At 51.0% G+C, this 15157-nt stretch carries 12 protein-coding genes; 2 read left to right on the plus strand and 10 right to left on the minus strand.

Annotation, left to right across the window (positions count from 1 at the left end):
- Positions 1-15: 15 nt before the first annotated feature.
- The 3 genes from MYB54_RS16135 to MYB54_RS16145 form a co-directional block, all read right to left on the minus strand.
- Entirely contained in the window at positions 16-1794 is a 1779-nt protein-coding gene (locus MYB54_RS16135; protein ID WP_248721055.1) for a SmdB family multidrug efflux ABC transporter permease/ATP-binding protein, read from the minus strand.
- Positions 1787-3556, minus strand: coding sequence for a SmdA family multidrug ABC transporter permease/ATP-binding protein (locus tag MYB54_RS16140; protein ID WP_248721056.1), 1770 nt, complete (start codon positions 3554-3556; stop codon positions 1787-1789). Before MYB54_RS16140 ends, MYB54_RS16135 begins: the two co-directional genes overlap by 8 nt.
- Before the next feature lie 78 nt (positions 3557-3634).
- Positions 3635-4096, minus strand: a complete 462-nt coding sequence (locus tag MYB54_RS16145; protein ID WP_005976040.1) for an Lrp/AsnC family transcriptional regulator — start codon at positions 4094-4096, stop codon at positions 3635-3637.
- Positions 4097-4466: 370 nt separating this feature from the next.
- On the opposite strand from MYB54_RS16145, the gene MYB54_RS16150 reads away from it, so the two are divergent.
- Positions 4467-5543 carry a PLP-dependent cysteine synthase family protein gene (locus MYB54_RS16150; RefSeq protein WP_180774632.1) on the plus strand — a complete coding sequence of 359 codons (1077 nt, stop codon included), beginning with the start codon at positions 4467-4469 and terminating at the stop codon, positions 5541-5543.
- A 162-nt stretch (positions 5544-5705) separates the two neighbouring features.
- Complete coding sequence (gene queC, locus MYB54_RS16155) at positions 5706-6401, plus strand: 7-cyano-7-deazaguanine synthase QueC (RefSeq protein ID WP_010282163.1); 696 nt, start codon at positions 5706-5708, stop codon at positions 6399-6401.
- A gap of 96 nt (positions 6402-6497) precedes the next feature.
- Here the strand turns inward: queC and MYB54_RS16160 are convergent, their stop codons facing one another.
- The 7 genes from MYB54_RS16160 to clpP form a co-directional block, all read right to left on the minus strand.
- Entirely contained in the window at positions 6498-6896 is a 399-nt protein-coding gene (locus MYB54_RS16160) for an acyl-CoA thioesterase (RefSeq protein ID WP_014914532.1), read from the minus strand.
- Positions 6897-7001: 105 nt separating this feature from the next.
- A complete protein-coding gene (locus MYB54_RS16165) occupies positions 7002-7367 on the minus strand; it encodes a helix-hairpin-helix domain-containing protein (protein WP_014914531.1) in 366 nt (121 codons plus the stop codon).
- Between the two features lie 138 nt (positions 7368-7505).
- The gene (gene ppiD, locus MYB54_RS16170) at positions 7506-9386 is read right to left on the minus strand and encodes a peptidylprolyl isomerase (protein WP_119872111.1); all 1881 of its coding nucleotides are present in this window, start codon (positions 9384-9386) and stop codon (positions 7506-7508) included.
- Positions 9387-9654: 268 nt separating this feature from the next.
- Positions 9655-9927, minus strand: a complete 273-nt coding sequence (hupB, locus tag MYB54_RS16175; RefSeq protein ID WP_005976031.1) for a nucleoid-associated protein HU-beta — start codon at positions 9925-9927, stop codon at positions 9655-9657.
- A 197-nt stretch (positions 9928-10124) separates the two neighbouring features.
- A complete protein-coding gene (lon, locus tag MYB54_RS16180) occupies positions 10125-12506 on the minus strand; it encodes an endopeptidase La (protein ID WP_010282144.1) in 2382 nt (793 codons plus the stop codon).
- A gap of 192 nt (positions 12507-12698) precedes the next feature.
- Complete coding sequence (gene clpX, locus MYB54_RS16185; protein WP_010282142.1) at positions 12699-13973, minus strand: ATP-dependent protease ATP-binding subunit ClpX; 1275 nt, start codon at positions 13971-13973, stop codon at positions 12699-12701.
- Between the two features lie 163 nt (positions 13974-14136).
- Positions 14137-14760 carry an ATP-dependent Clp endopeptidase proteolytic subunit ClpP gene (gene clpP / locus MYB54_RS16190; RefSeq protein ID WP_010282141.1) on the minus strand — a complete coding sequence of 208 codons (624 nt, stop codon included), beginning with the start codon at positions 14758-14760 and terminating at the stop codon, positions 14137-14139.
- Positions 14761-15157: the final 397 nt, after the last annotated feature.

Raw genomic sequence — 15157 nt, forward strand, 5'->3', positions numbered from 1 at the left:
TCTCCCAGGTAAGCCTCAGTGCGCAGGACAAGGCTCAGTGCTGGTGGCTGCAAGATCCTCTCCGGCGAGCTGCAATTGATACATTTGATAATAGCGCCCCTGCTGTTGCAGCAGTTGCTCATGCGTTCCCCGCTCAACGGTTTGCCCATGATGGAGCACCATAATCGTGTCGGCCTCAACGATAGTGGAAAGCCGATGGGCGATGATAATCAAGGTTGTCTGTTCCCTGATAATGCGCAGCGCCTTTTGCACCGCCTGCTCCGTACCTGAGTCAATATTCGCCGTCGCTTCATCAAGAATCAGGATTTTAGGCGTTTGCACCAGTACCCGCGCAATCGCCAACAGCTGCTTTTGTCCGGTAGACAGGTTATTCCCCTGCTCGCCAATGCGCGTATGCAACCCTTCAGGAAAAGCCCGAACCAGTTCAGCAAGCTGCACTACTTCCAGCACGCGCCAGACGGCCTCTTCGCTGATATCACGCCCCAGCGTCACATTCACAAACATGGATTCCGCCAGCACAACCGGATCCTGTTGCACCATTGCCACATTTTGGCGCAAGACCGCATGAGAGAGCGTCGACAGCGGGCGGCCATCGAGTCGAATCTCACCCTCATCTGGCGCGTAATACCCCATAAGCAAACTGGCTAGCGTACTTTTCCCACTGCCGGTATGCCCGACCAGCGCGACGAATCCGCGCTCTGGTATCGTCAGAGAAATATTCTGTAGCACGCGTTTTTCTGTGCCATACGAGAAAGAGACATCGTCAATATCGACACGCCCTGTCGCCAGAGGACGCTCATCATCGCCGTAACGCTGCTTTTTGCCATCCATTAGTTCAAAGATACGCTCACCGGCGACAACCGCCTGCTGTAACATCGTTTGCTGAGTTGTCAGTTCAATCAGCGGTTCATTCAGACGGCCCAAATAGTTGATAAACGCGTACAAGACCCCGACGCCAACCGATCCCATTGAGCTGAAACCGAATTGGATTAACAAGCCACACAGCACCATCGCGGCAAACAGGCTCAGCAACGGCCTCAGCAGGAAACCCTCCAGGCGCAGTGCCTTCATCCGCGCTTCATAGTGCTCATGGCTGGCGGCCCCCAGTTTCTTGCCAAAGCGGGCCTGCTGGCGAAACTGCTGAATCACGCCCATGCCATTAATCACTTCGTTGAAGCCATCATTGATGTCAGCCAGATAGCTCCGTACCTTGCGCACAATCGGCGTACTAAAGCGATGGTACAGCACCATGACCGTCGCTACCGCAGGGAAAATCATCAGTGCAACCAGCGCCATCTGCCAGTTCAGGCTGAACATCGCCACCAGCATCGCCCCCACCAACGCCGCACTGCGTAATACCGTTGACACCACCATGACGTACAGGTCTTTAACCACTTCGGTGTCATTGGTAACGCGTGAAATCAGTTGCCCTACGGGTTGCGTATCAAATGTACTCAACGGCTGGCGCAACGCCGCATCCATCACATCAATGCGCAGTTGCTGGACGACACCGACCGCAACGCGGTTGAACAGCAGTGTCTGGAAATAATGCAGCGAGGCCGCCAGGATTTGCAGCAGGATATAGGACATTGCCAGGCCCGCCGCAATCGCCAGCGGGAACTGGCCTTTTGCTACCAAATCGTCAATAAAATAGCTCACCAACACAGGGCCTGAGACTTCAGCGATTGCAGCAATCCACAGCATCAGGACGCCCTGTAACAGCGGTTTTCGCCAGGGGGAACCATAGGCCAGCAGACGTTTCAGGGTTGGCCAAAACTGTTGAGGACTATTCATTTCTCGTTCCTTCCAACTGCGGCACATCATCCAGCGCCGCCTCCAGCTGTTGATAACGGTGCATATCCCGATACCAGCCGGGTTGTGCCGCCAGCGTCCGGTGTGTGCCACGCTGCACCGTTTGTCCTTGCTGTAACACAACGATTTCATTCGCTTCGGTTAGAGCTGACAAGCGATGTGCGCTAATGATCAGCGTCCGCTTTTCGCCCCATGTTTTGAGATTCTGCAAAATCTGGTGTTCCGTTCGCCCATCAACCGCAGACAGCGCATCGTCCAGCACCAAAATTTCAGCATCCAGCAACAGCGCTCGGGCAATCGCGATCCGCTGTTTTTGACCGCCTGATAACATCACGCCGCGCTCTCCGACCTCCGTCTGGTAACCCTGAGGTAAACGCAGAATGTCGTCATGAACGCTCGCAAGCCGCGCCGCCTGTTCAATCTCTTGTTGGGTAGCATCAGGCCGACCCAGTGCGATGTTTTGCGCCACGGTATCGGAAAACAAAAAAGGCATTTGCCCCACAACGGCAAAACGGCTGCGCAGTTCATCCAACCGAATGGCGCTCAATGGACGATCGTGATAACGAATTTCTCCCGATTGGGTATCGAAATGACGCAATATCAACGCCAGCAGCGTACTTTTCCCCGAGCCTGTCGGCCCACACAGCCCCAGCATATTGCCCGGTGCCAGCGTAAACTGAATATGCTGTAAAGCATCACGGGTATTATCCGGGTAGCGAAACGCGGAGATATTCACTTCCAGCACGCCTCGCTCGGCAGGCAATGATTCCTCACCGTCTTTCACCACGAGCTCTTCCGCAAGCAGTTGACGAATACGGCTATATGCCGCGCTACCACGCTCAACAATATTAAACATCCAGGCCAGCGCCAGCATCGGCCAGATCATCAATCCCAGATACATGACAAAGCTGGTCAACAAACCTAACGTCAGCGAACCGTTAATCACCATCCAACTGCCGCCGCCAATCGCCAGCAAATTCGACAGCCCGACGGCAATATAAATGGTGGGATCGAAGCGGGCATCAACGCGGGCAACATGCATATTTTTGGCACCGGCGTCCGCCGCAACCTGTGCAAAACGCGCGGACTGATAGTTTTCCAACCCGAAGGCTTTAATCATCCGAATGCTGGTCAAGCCTTCCTGCGCCTGATCGTTAAGCGAAGAAAACGCGGCCTGTGCGGATTTAAAACGGTTATGCAGTTGGGTGCCATAGCGTTTGATGAAAATCGCCATGACCGGCATCGGAAGCAGCGCCAACAGGGTCAGCTCCCAACTGATTTGAGTACACATGACAACCAGTACGGCACAGCCCATCACCATTGAATCGACCAGCGTCAGCACGCCTTCTCCGGCGGCAAAGACCACGCGATCGACATCGTTAGTCGCGCGCGCCATCAGATCGCCGGTACGGTGGCGCTGGTAAAATGCCGGATGCTGACGGCTCAGTTGGCGATAAAAATCCTCTCGTAGTTCAACCGCCAACTGGTATGACGCCCCAAACAGAAACACGCGCCACACGTAGCGCAGCAGATAGACCATGATGGCAGTCAACAGCATCACGCCAATCCACTTCATCATTTCGGCCATCGACATGCCGTGCTGCGTTACACCATCGACAATCACGCCGACCAGTTTAGGGGGCAGCAATTGGAGAATAGCAATCGCAATCAATAGCGCCACAGCACCCAGATAACGCCGCCATTCACGGCGAAAATACCAACTCAGTTGAGCAAAAAGTCTCACGCGGTTTTCATTCCAATAGCCAGACGGGTCATGACAGACTCAGACAAGCGATTATACAAAAGACGGATGGATGATGAATCACAGGGATAAGGGCAGTGCCGTGGTATGTTTGATTCGTTCCATAGCAAAGCTAGATGTTACATCGACCAGCCCGGGAATTCCATTCACCAGCCGTTTATAGAAATCATCATAGCTTTTCATATCAGCGACCTGAACCTGCATCAGGTAATCGTATTCGCCAGCCATACGATAGAAAGCCAGCACCTCCGGCATATCGGACACCACGCGGGTGAAAGTCTGATACCAGTCGCGGTTATGCTGCTGCGTCTTCAATAAAACAAACGCCGTCAGACCTAACCCCAGACGTTCATTATCCAGCAGCGCCACCCGAGCCCGGATGATCCCTTCCTCTTCCAGACGCTTCAGACGTTTCCAGCACGGCGTGGATGTCAGATTAACCGCATCGGCCAGCGTCTGTAACGAAAGCGTGCAATCCTGTTGCAGCATATTCAGCAGTGTGCGATCAATTTTATCCAGCATAGTTATACCTAATATGGTTTTACCTAATGTAGTTTTACCTAAAAATAGCGCCGCCGATAGAAAACACCCCCTACTCTCCCCCATTAAGAGAGAAAAGTAATGTTCTTCCCGCCCAGAATCATGGTGATAGCATTATTGGCAACATCGACATAGCAATGACCTTACCGACCTTCGTTGCACCCCCACCCCGCTGTTATCATAATTTTAAAGATAGCAACTCGCCATTCGCCTCAGTAGAAAAAAAATCCATATATAAAGAAAATAAGGGTAAATTATTCCCTTAAATTAGTCACAAGGAGATAAAAAGGTAATTTTTTTATCCTGAAAACTCGTTACTCTATTCGCATCACTGCCTAACCGAGTTTTCATCATGACTAATGCCTGGGTTAAAAATGCCATCAGCGCTATCGAAGCAGATTTTCAGCGTTCGGCTGATACGCATCTTATCCGTCTGACCCTGCCGGATTATCCCGGTATCTATTTTTACCTCAAAGATGAAAGCACACATCCCAGCGGCAGTCTGAAGCATCGTCTGGCACGCTCCTTATTTCTCTACGGGCTGTGCAACGGTTGGATTAAAGAAGGCACGCCGATTATTGAAGCGTCATCCGGCAGCACCGCCGTGTCAGAAGCCTATTTTGCACGTTTGCTTGGCCTGCCGTTTATCGCCGTCATGCCTTCCTGCACCGCAAAAAGAAAAATCGAGCAAATCGCTTTCTATGGCGGGCGCTGCCATTTTGTTGAACAGGCAGGACAAATCTATGCGGCATCTGAGCAGCTCGCGCAAGAGATGAACGGCCATTATATGGATCAGTTCACCTACGCAGAACGCGCTACCGACTGGCGCGGCAACAACAATATTGCCGACAGCATTTACCGCCAAATGGCACGTGAACCGCATACCGTGCCGGATTACATCGTGATGAGCGCAGGAACTGGCGGTACGTCAGCCACGCTCGGTCGCTACATTCGCTATCAGGGGCTGGATACACAACTGGTCGTCGTCGATCCAGAAAACTCCGTCTTCTACGACTGTTACCAACAGCGGGATCGCTCCATCACTGGCCCATGCGGCAGTCGGATCGAAGGTATTGGCCGCCCGCGTGCCGAGCCGTCTTTTATTCCTGACGTCATTGATAGCATGATCAAAGTGCCGGATGCCGCCAGCATCGCAACACTGTACTGGCTGGAAAGCGTGTTAGGCCGCAAAGCAGGTGCTTCCACCGGCACCAACGTCTGGGGAATGCTGCAACTGGCCAAAGAGATGGTGAACCGAGGTCAACAAGGTGCGATTGTGACTCTGCTCTGCGACAGCGGCGAACGCTATCTGGATACCTACTACAACAGCAGTTGGGTAGAAAAAAATATTGGCGACATTAGCCCTTATCTCAATGTGCTGAACAACCCAGAGATATCTCACCTTTCCCCTGAATCCAGCCTGATGTAACGACAGCCGAGCTATTTTTCAGGTAACAGGTTTTTTCAGATAACGTGTTTTTCAGATAGCGTGTTTTTTCAGATAACATAGCTTTTCAGGTAAAATAGTGACTTTACACCGCTGTGCGTTGCAGACGTATTGCGGTTAACGTCGCGTTAAGGTGAATGAAGAATGAAGCGTGCTGTTGTCGTTTTTAGCGGTGGACAAGATTCCACAACCTGCCTGATTCAGGCTCTGCAAGATTATGATGACGTCCACTGCATCACCTTCGATTATGGGCAACGCCACCGCGCGGAAATTGATGTCGCTCGGGAACTCAGTCAGAAACTGGGGGCAACAGCGCATAAGGTTCTGGACGTCGGCTTGCTGAACGAACTCGCCACCAGCAGCCTGACGCGTGACAGTATCCCAGTCCCCGATTACGATGCCAATGCGCAGGGCATCCCCAACACCTTCGTTCCGGGAAGAAACATTCTTTTCCTGACGCTCGCTGCCATCTACGCTTATCAGGTTGGTGCCGAGGCCGTCATTACCGGCGTATGTGAGACCGATTTTTCCGGCTACCCTGATTGCCGCGACGAATTCGTCAAGGCACTGAACCAGGCTATTGTTTTAGGTATTGCCCGCGATATCCGTTTTGAAACCCCGCTGATGTGGCTTAATAAGGCCGAAACCTGGGCGCTGGCGGATCATTACCAGCAACTCGATACCGTTCGTTACCACACGTTAACTTGCTATAACGGCATCAAGGGTGATGGGTGTGGTCAATGTGCCGCCTGCCATTTGCGAGCAAATGGGCTCGCGCAATATCAAAACGACTCAGTGGCTATCATGGCATCGCTGAAGCAGAAAGCAGGGTTACGCTGAGACTTCACGTCGCTATGCAGAACTCTACATGCAGAACCATCACGCCATGTAAAAACAACAGGCCACACCGTACAGGTAGTGGCCTGTTGCTTCATGTTAACGGCGAATCTCGTTTAGGTGTTCCAGCAGTTCTCCCTCCAACGGCAGTGCTTTTTGCGTCAATAAATCGATGCAGACAAACGTTAGCGTGGCATCGGCTACGTCGCTTTCATCAGACACTCGGGTTATCTTCTGGCTGATCACGCCACTTTTCGTATTCATCTGTAGTAGCTCGCTATCAATACGCAGCACGTCACCGAGAACAGCAGGCTTGCGATAGTTGATATTGATGTTCACTACGACAAAAGCGACATTGTTGCTATGCATCCAGCCAAAAGCAGGCAACGTTTCCAGCCATTGCCAACGCGCCTCTTCCAGAAACTCCAGATAGCGCGCGTTATTAACGTGCTGATAAACATCAATGTGATAACCACGAACGGTAATGAAAGTCTGCATAACGGTAATACTCCTGTGACAAAACCAACAACTGGTATGACCTGATAATTAGCCTAGCAGAGGTTCGCAGCCCAGAGGAAGTGCTCGACTGGGCTGCGACTGACATCACAGTTTTAAGCGAGAGAGATTTCGTTCAACCAACGCCGCCCCAATTCCCGGGACCTCAGTTAATTGATCGATCTGAGTAAAAGGACCATTTTGCTCACGATAGGTCACGATCGCTTCCGCCTTTTTAAGGCCAACACCGTTCATTATTTCCGCCAAATCAGCGGCGCTTGCTGCATTAATGCTTACCTTATCCTCATCACCATCAGGAAGCGTTGCTTTTTCCGCTTTCTGATCTGCTGGCGCAGACTTCACCGCTGTTGCCGTACTGTCGGCGGCTTTAGGTGCCGCCTGACTCAGTAATGGCAACCCAGACAAGCTCATCCCAATGATTAAGCACAGTGCTTTTATTCCTGATTTTTTCATGCTGTTTCCTCCTTGTGTGTGACAGCACGGCTACCTTGCCGCAGACCCATCAACACCGCAAACAGCAGAATTTAAATGTGGAAAAGGCCGCGAAAGCGGCCTTTTGTTGTTGCAACGATTTGCAAATTTTTGCGGAGCTTATTGCTGTTCTTGCGCCGCATTGCCCATCTTGATTTTCGCTTCACTGCGTAAGCTGGACAGCAGAGAATCAAACAGCGCGCCCAGAGAACCTTGCTGAACCTGGCTAGCAAACTGTGTTTTCTGCTCATCGTTTAGCTGATGTGGCGTCACGCTATCCAGCGCGACCAGCACGACATTACCGGCTTGATCCTGAGTAATCGCATAAGATGGCTTATCTTTCTCTGGATGTGGCATAGCAAAGATTGCTTCGGCCGTTGCATCACCCTGAGAGATAGAAGACATCGTTTTTGCCTCGCCAAAGCTCAGGCCCGCAGCTTTAAGCGCGTCATCTTTACCTTGCTTCAATTCAGCCAGAATTTTTTCAGCGTCTACACGAGTCTGCTGTTCAGCCTTCTGACGTTTCAGCGTCTCTACGATCTCGGTACGAACCTGATCCAGAGGGCGAGTACTTTCAGGCTTGTGCTCAGTGATACGCAGAACGAAAGCACGATCGCCGTCGACGTTAATCACATCGGAGTTGTTGCCCGCAGCACCGTTCTCGCCCAGCAGAGCACCGCTAAAGATAGCCTGCGTTACCGGTTGGAAGTTCAGCGCAGCGGGAACTTTCTCACGCGTAAACCAGTCGGTCTGCGTGGCTTTCACACCAGCCGCTTCTTCTGCTGAAGCCAGAGACTCGTTGTCATTGCTGGCCGCTTCGCTGACTTTTTGTTGCAGCGCATAGTAACCATCCTGCGCTTTCTCGTGCTTCACTTTCTCAGCGATCTCGGCACGCACTTCGCTCAGCGGTTTGACCTGCTGCGGCTGAACATCATCCAGACGCACAATCAGATAACCAACAGAGGATTTAATCGCTTCGGAAACCTGACCTTTCTCTGTCAGTTTTGCCTGCTTCAGCTCATCAATCATGCTGTTTTCGTCCATCCATCCCAGATCGCCACCGTTGCGGCGCGAGATAACGTCCGTTGATTTTTCTTTCGCCAGCGTAGCGAAATCACCACCTTGCTTCAGCGCATCCAGAATAGACGCTGCATCGGCCTCATTCTTCACCTGAATCACGCTGAATTTTTTGCGCTCAGGTTGGGAATAGGCGCTCTTGTTCTGCTCGTAGAAATCGTTGATGGCTGCATCGTCTACTTTCACGCCGTCCATGATGCTTGCCGCATCCAGCGTGATATAGCTGACTTTGAATTCTTCTGGTGCGATGAAATTCCCTTTGTTTTGATCGTAATAACTCTGGATCTCATCGTCAGCAACCGTCTGCGCTTTCGCCTTGGCAGCAATATCAATGGTTGCAACACGGACAACACGATCTTGTGCAGCCAGTTTCACCAGATTATCGATCTCCTGCGGCAGCAGGAATGCGGTATTACCAAAGCCGCGAATCAGTTGCTGTGAAGTCAGCTGCTTACGCAGCATCTGCGCATACATATCCGGCGTTACGCCAAGGCGACGAACCTGATCCAGATACTTTTCATTATCAAAACGGTTGTCGGTCTGAAACGCAGGAACGTCAAAGATCGCCTGTTTGATTTGCTCATCACTGATGTTCAACCCCAGCTTGTTGGCATACTGATCCAGCAAGGTTTCATCAATGAGTTGGGAGAGTGCCTGCCTACGCAATTGCTGCATATAGCCGTCATTACTCGCCAGAAGAGAGAAATTCTCCCCCAAGGTTTCCTGCTGACGACTGCGTTCGTTCTGTACCGCCTGCTCAAGCTGTGCGCGGGTAATTTCTTGCCCGTTCACCTTTGCAGCGTAATCTCCTGAACCACCAATAAGATAATCACCAACGCCAGTTAGAACGAATGATGCGATGATCAAAGCAAGAATAATTTTGAGCACGACGTTATTCGCGGCCGTACGTAAATTGTCCATCATAATGTGACAACACTCCGCTGTAGAATGGATAAAACTCCCTGCGCTGGCCGGAGCCATGCATCCTTGCGATTGCTATAGCCCAATACAAGGCTAGGGCGCATTTAAGCTTATTGCCCGCCACGTCTGCCATGTGCCGGGTATGTATAGTCCTAATAAATAAAAGGCACATCATAAAATGATGCGCCTCGTATCTTACCCTACCAATACCATTGCGTCAGGTATTGTTTGGCGACCAAAGTGGTTATCCGCCAAACCTGTGACGTAATAATCAGTTAACGGCGTCTTTCAGCGTCTTACCAGCACGGAATCCTGGTACTTTCGCCGCAGGGATACTGATTTCCTTACCAGTTTGCGGGTTACGGCCGGTACGAGCAGCACGTTCGCGCACTGAGAAAGTACCAAAACCAACCAAAGCAACATCATCCCCTTCTTTCAGGGATTCGGTAACGGAACCAATAATTGCATCTAACACACGCCCTGCTGCCGCTTTGGAAATATCAGCATCTGCGGCAATTTTGTCGATCAATTGTGACTTGTTCACTCTGTCATCCCCTCTGGAATTCTCTTATCGCGCTTCAATGTCCCAAGACGCGACACGTAACTTATTATCAATGCTGTCATGCTTAGCCAGTTACGGCTAAAACTAACAGTGCTCTAACTTAGCGGTACAAAAAAAAGCTGGCAAGCACGATTTCACTCACCAGCCCTGATTTTCTCAAGGGTTTTTGCGACAGGTCACTATTTTGCCTTGGCTTTGGTCTTGGCTTTAGGCGTCGAGACCACTTGCATACCAGAAGGCGCATTTTGCAACGCTAACGCTAACACTTCCTCAATACGTTTCACCGGATGGATTTCCAGATCGGCAATCACGTTCTGTGGGATATCCTCCAGATCGCGCTTGTTATCATCAGGAATCAATACCGTCTTGATACCACCACGGTGTGCAGCCAGCAGTTTCTCTTTCAGACCACCAATCGGCAGTACCAGACCACGCAGGGTAATCTCCCCCGTCATCGCCACATCGGCACGCACCGGATTACCGGTCAAACAAGAAACCAGCGCGGTACACATCGCAATACCCGCACTCGGACCATCTTTCGGCGTCGCACCTTCTGGAACGTGAACGTGGATATCACGCTTCTCGTAAAAATCAGCATTGATGCCTAATTTTTCCGCTCTGGCACGAACCACGGTAAGCGCAGCCTGAATCGACTCCTGCATGACCTCACCCAGTGAACCGGTATAAGTCAGCTTACCTTTGCCCGGTACGCAGGCCGTTTCAATCGTCAGCAGGTCGCCGCCCACTTCCGTCCAGGCCAGTCCGGTCACCTGCCCTACGCGATTTTCATCGTCCGCACGACCATAGTCAAAGCGCTGTACCCCAAGGAAATCCTTAAGGTTATCGCCCGAAATCTGGATATGCTTAGTGGATTTATCCATCAACAGCGTTTTTACTGCTTTACGGCACAGCTTGGAGATTTCACGCTCCAGACTACGTACGCCAGCTTCACGCGTGTAATAACGGATAATGCCAACAATCGCGCTGTCTTCTACCGACAGCTCGCCATTTTTCAGCGCATTACGTTCGATCTGTTTCGGCAGCAGATGCTGTTTGGCGATATTCAGTTTTTCGTCTTCGGTATAGCCGGAAAGACGAATGACTTCCATACGGTCAAGCAACGGTGCCGGGATGTTCATGGAGTTAGACGTCGCAACAAACATCACATCGGACAGATCGTAGTCGACCTCCAGATAGTGATCGTTAAACGCCACGTTTTGCTCAGGATCGAGTACTTCCAGCAAGGCAGAAGCCGGATCGCCACGCATGTCCGAAGACATCTTGTCGATCTCATCCAGCAGGAATAGCGGGTTTTTCACACCAACTTTTGCCATTTTCTGGATCAGTTTGCCCGGCATGGAACCGATATAGGTACGGCGGTGACCGCGGATTTCCGCTTCGTCACGCACACCACCCAGCGCCATACGCACATACTGACGTCCGGTCGCTTTGGCGATAGACTGACCGAGCGAGGTTTTACCCACGCCAGGAGGCCCTACCAGACACAGAATCGGCCCTCTGATCTTGCTGACCCGGCTCTGTACTGCGAGGTATTCGAGGATGCGTTCTTTCACGCGATCCAGACCATAATGGTCGGTATCCAGCATTTCCTGCGCTTTCAGCAAGTCTTTCTTCACTTTGCTGCGCGCATTCCACGGCACCTGCACCATCCAGTCGATATAGCTGCGCACCACCGTCGCTTCCGCTGACATCGGTGACATCATTTTCAGCTTTTGTAATTCTGCTTCGGCTTTCTCACGCGCGTCTTTCGGCATTTTCGCCGCGTCAATCTTGCGTTTTAACGCTTCGTGTTCATCCGGTGCGTCATCCATCTCACCCAGCTCTTTCTGAATGGCTTTCATTTGCTCATTCAGATAGTACTCACGCTGGCTTTTTTCCATTTGCTTCTTAACGCGGCCACGAATCCGTTTTTCTACCTGCAACAGGTCGATTTCGGATTCCATCATCGCCATCAGGTACTCCAAACGTTCAGTGATATCGAACATTTCAAGTACAGACTGCTTATCAGCCAGTTTCAGCGGCATGTGCGCAGCAATGGTGTCAGCTAAACGCGCGGCATCATCAATGCTGTTCAGAGATGTCAGCACTTCCGGCGGGATCTTCTTGTTCAGCTTGATGTATCCCTCAAACTGATTGATCGCCGTGCGCATGAGCACTTCCTGCTCGCGCTCATCAATCGCTGGGGAATCAAGATATTCTGCGTGTGCAGCGAAATGCTCACCGCTGTCAGAAAGCGTCGTAATACGCGCACGCTGTAACCCTTCGACCAGCACTTTTACCGTGCCGTCCGGCAGTTTCAGCATTTGAAGAATTGAGGCTACCGTCCCTACCGAGAAAAGATCGTTAATACTTGGCTCATCCGTTGAGGCCTCTTTCTGTGCCACCAGCATGATCTTCTTATCATGATCCATTGCGGCTTCAAGGCACCGAATCGATTTCTCCCGACCAACAAACAACGGAATGACCATGTGCGGATAAACCACCACATCGCGCAATGGCAATACGGGGATTTCTATGCGTTCGGAACGCTCAGGGTTCATAGAGCTCTCTCTTAGTTTCGTTTCCGCCAGGTTATGGGAATCTCGTGAAACGCGGTTTTCACGGGTTTCATCAAATAGGTATTTGAGTATATGGGGATAAATATCTCACATTCAACGACCAGCATGCGTGTAAAAAACAAATGGGGGATAAAATCCCCCATTTTTATTTTTTGATGCGGCCAAATTGATTAATTATTCGCCGGACGCCTGCTGTGTCTCAGGCTTGCCATAGATCAGCAATGGCTCAGATTGGCCCGCAATCACGGATTCATCAATGACGACTTTATCCACGCTTTCCAGCGATGGCAGGTCATACATGGTATCCAGCAGCGCTGCTTCAACGATAGAACGCAGGCCACGTGCACCGGTTTTACGCGCCATCGCTTTCTTGGCAATCGCCGTCAGCGCTTCATCGCGGAATTCCAGCTCGACGCCTTCCAGGTTGAACAGCGCCTGATACTGTTTGGTCAGCGCATTCTTTGGCTCACGCAGAATCTGAATCAACGCTTCTTCGCTCAGTTCTCTCAGCGTAGCCACTACAGGCAGACGGCCGATAAACTCAGGAATCAAACCGAATTTAATCAAGTCACCCGGTTCAACATTGCTTAACAGCTCGCCTTCTGTTGCTTTGTCAGCCGATCCTTTAACCGTCGCATTAAAGCCGATACCGCGACCTGTATCGGTACGTTGCTCGATCACTTTGTCCAGACCCGCAAACGCGCCGCCGCAGATAAAGAGGATCTTAGAGGTATCAACCTGCAAGAACTCCTGCTGCGGATGTTTACGACCACCCTGCGGTGGAACTGCGGCGATCGTGCCCTCGATCAGCTTCAGCAGCGCCTGCTGCACGCCTTCACCAGATACGTCACGAGTGATCGACGGGTTGTCTGACTTACGAGAAATCTTGTCGATTTCATCGATATAGACAATGCCACGCTGCGCTTTCTGCACATCGTAATCGCACTTCTGCAACAGCTTCTGAATGATGTTCTCGACGTCTTCACCAACATAACCCGCTTCGGTCAACGTAGTGGCATCCGCCATGGTGAACGGAACATCCAGGAAGCGCGCCAGCGTTTCAGCCAGCAGCGTTTTACCGCTCCCCGTAGGGCCGATCAGCAGGATGTTACTTTTACCCAGTTCGATCCCGTTGCTGCTGTCACCATTACGCAAGCGTTTATAGTGGTTATATACCGCAACGGCCAATACCTTCTTGGCCTGCTCTTGGCCGATAACGTAATCGTCAAGGTGGCGGCGAATTTCGTGTGGCGTCGGCAACGCACTGCGCTCACGGTGGGGCGCCACTTCCTTAATTTCTTCGCGAATAATGTCGTTACACAAGTCAACACATTCATCGCAGATATACACCGACGGCCCGGCAATCAGCTTACGCACTTCATGCTGGCTTTTGCCGCAAAAAGAGCAGTACAGTAACTTTCCTGAACCGTCTTTGCGCTTATCTGTCATGAGTTAAACCTCTTTTTCGTCTTTTGCCCGCAGGCCAACCACAGCGATACCGCTACAACGAACGCCGATACTTATAGCCAATACGCGTAAAATAACCTCGCACAACAGACTATCGGTCGAACACTGATTTTTAGCTACACCAGACCGCTAATATGGCGAATTATTACCCACGGTTAGTGAATACGGAGTCTACCAAACCGTAGTCTACTGCCTCACTGGCAGAGAGGAAACGATCGCGCTCGGTGTCTCTCTCTATCGCTTCAAGAGGCTGACCCGTATGTTTCGCCATCAGCTCATTCATCTTGGCTTTCACTTTCAGTATTTCTTTGGCATGGATTTCAATATCCGTTGCCTGCCCCTGGAAACCGCCCAATGGCTGGTGAATCATGACGCGCGAGTTAGGCAGGCAAATACGTTTACCTTTGGCTCCCGCCGTCAACAGGAACGCGCCCATAGAACAGGCTTGTCCCATACAGATCGTGCTGACATCTGGCTTGATAAACTGCATGGTGTCATAAATGGACATACCGGCAGTAATGACGCCACCTGGGGAATTAATGTACAGATAAATGTCTTTTTCTGGGTTTTCGGCTTCCAGAAACAGCATCTGTGCCACAACCAGATTCGCCATATGATCTTCGACCTGACCAGTCAGGAAGATTATCCGTTCTTTTAGCAGACGGGAATAGATATCGTAAGAACGTTCCCCGCGCGAGGTCTGTTCAACCACCATCGGCACTAACGCCATATGAGGTGCTTGTCTTTCTTGTTCGCCACTGTATGACATTCACGTCTCCTAGATAAAATGCGTCCGGCACTCTTAGCGTTGTTCAATCATTGCGCTGTTCAATCATAGTATTATTCAATTCTACTAGAGATAGGGGGGGATGACCATGGAACCCTGCCTCGCTCTTGCTGAACAACCCATATGGCCGAGAATCCTTACCTGCTGTGCCTACTTTTCCTCTTCAGTGAGTGGGGGCACACGCATTGTATTTCAAGCTTACACTATCAATCGTTCTCTATTAAAGAACCAATTATTTTATTCTTAACACGTTATCGGCACGGCAAACCTGCGGTTTAACCCTTTGCCTGACCTCATAAATTCTTTGTCTGCTTTAATAATAGTGCAATTTCAGGCCGCCATTCCTCGTCTATACGCCGATGGGGCTGAGAGGGTAAAC

It is taken from the genome of Pectobacterium nicotianae (assembly GCF_023272715.1).
In the GTDB taxonomy this organism is placed as follows: domain Bacteria; phylum Pseudomonadota; class Gammaproteobacteria; order Enterobacterales; family Enterobacteriaceae; genus Pectobacterium; species Pectobacterium brasiliense.

Coding starts and splice junctions, on each gene's coding strand:
- clpP (WP_010282141.1), bottom strand. CDS start 14,760: ATGTCATACAGTGGCGAACAAGAAAGACAAGCACCTCATATGGCGTTA.
- MYB54_RS16135 (WP_248721055.1), bottom strand. CDS start 1,794: ATGAATAGTCCTCAACAGTTTTGGCCAACCCTGAAACGTCTGCTGGCC.
- ppiD (WP_119872111.1), bottom strand. CDS start 9,386: ATGATGGACAATTTACGTACGGCCGCGAATAACGTCGTGCTCAAAATT.
- queC (WP_010282163.1), top strand. CDS start 5,706: ATGAAGCGTGCTGTTGTCGTTTTTAGCGGTGGACAAGATTCCACAACC.
- MYB54_RS16160 (WP_014914532.1), bottom strand. CDS start 6,896: ATGCAGACTTTCATTACCGTTCGTGGTTATCACATTGATGTTTATCAG.
- clpX (WP_010282142.1), bottom strand. CDS start 13,973: ATGACAGATAAGCGCAAAGACGGTTCAGGAAAGTTACTGTACTGCTCT.
- MYB54_RS16145 (WP_005976040.1), bottom strand. CDS start 4,096: ATGCTGGATAAAATTGATCGCACACTGCTGAATATGCTGCAACAGGAT.
- lon (WP_010282144.1), bottom strand. CDS start 12,506: ATGAACCCTGAGCGTTCCGAACGCATAGAAATCCCCGTATTGCCATTG.
- MYB54_RS16150 (WP_180774632.1), top strand. CDS start 4,467: ATGACTAATGCCTGGGTTAAAAATGCCATCAGCGCTATCGAAGCAGAT.
- MYB54_RS16165 (WP_014914531.1), bottom strand. CDS start 7,367: ATGAAAAAATCAGGAATAAAAGCACTGTGCTTAATCATTGGGATGAGC.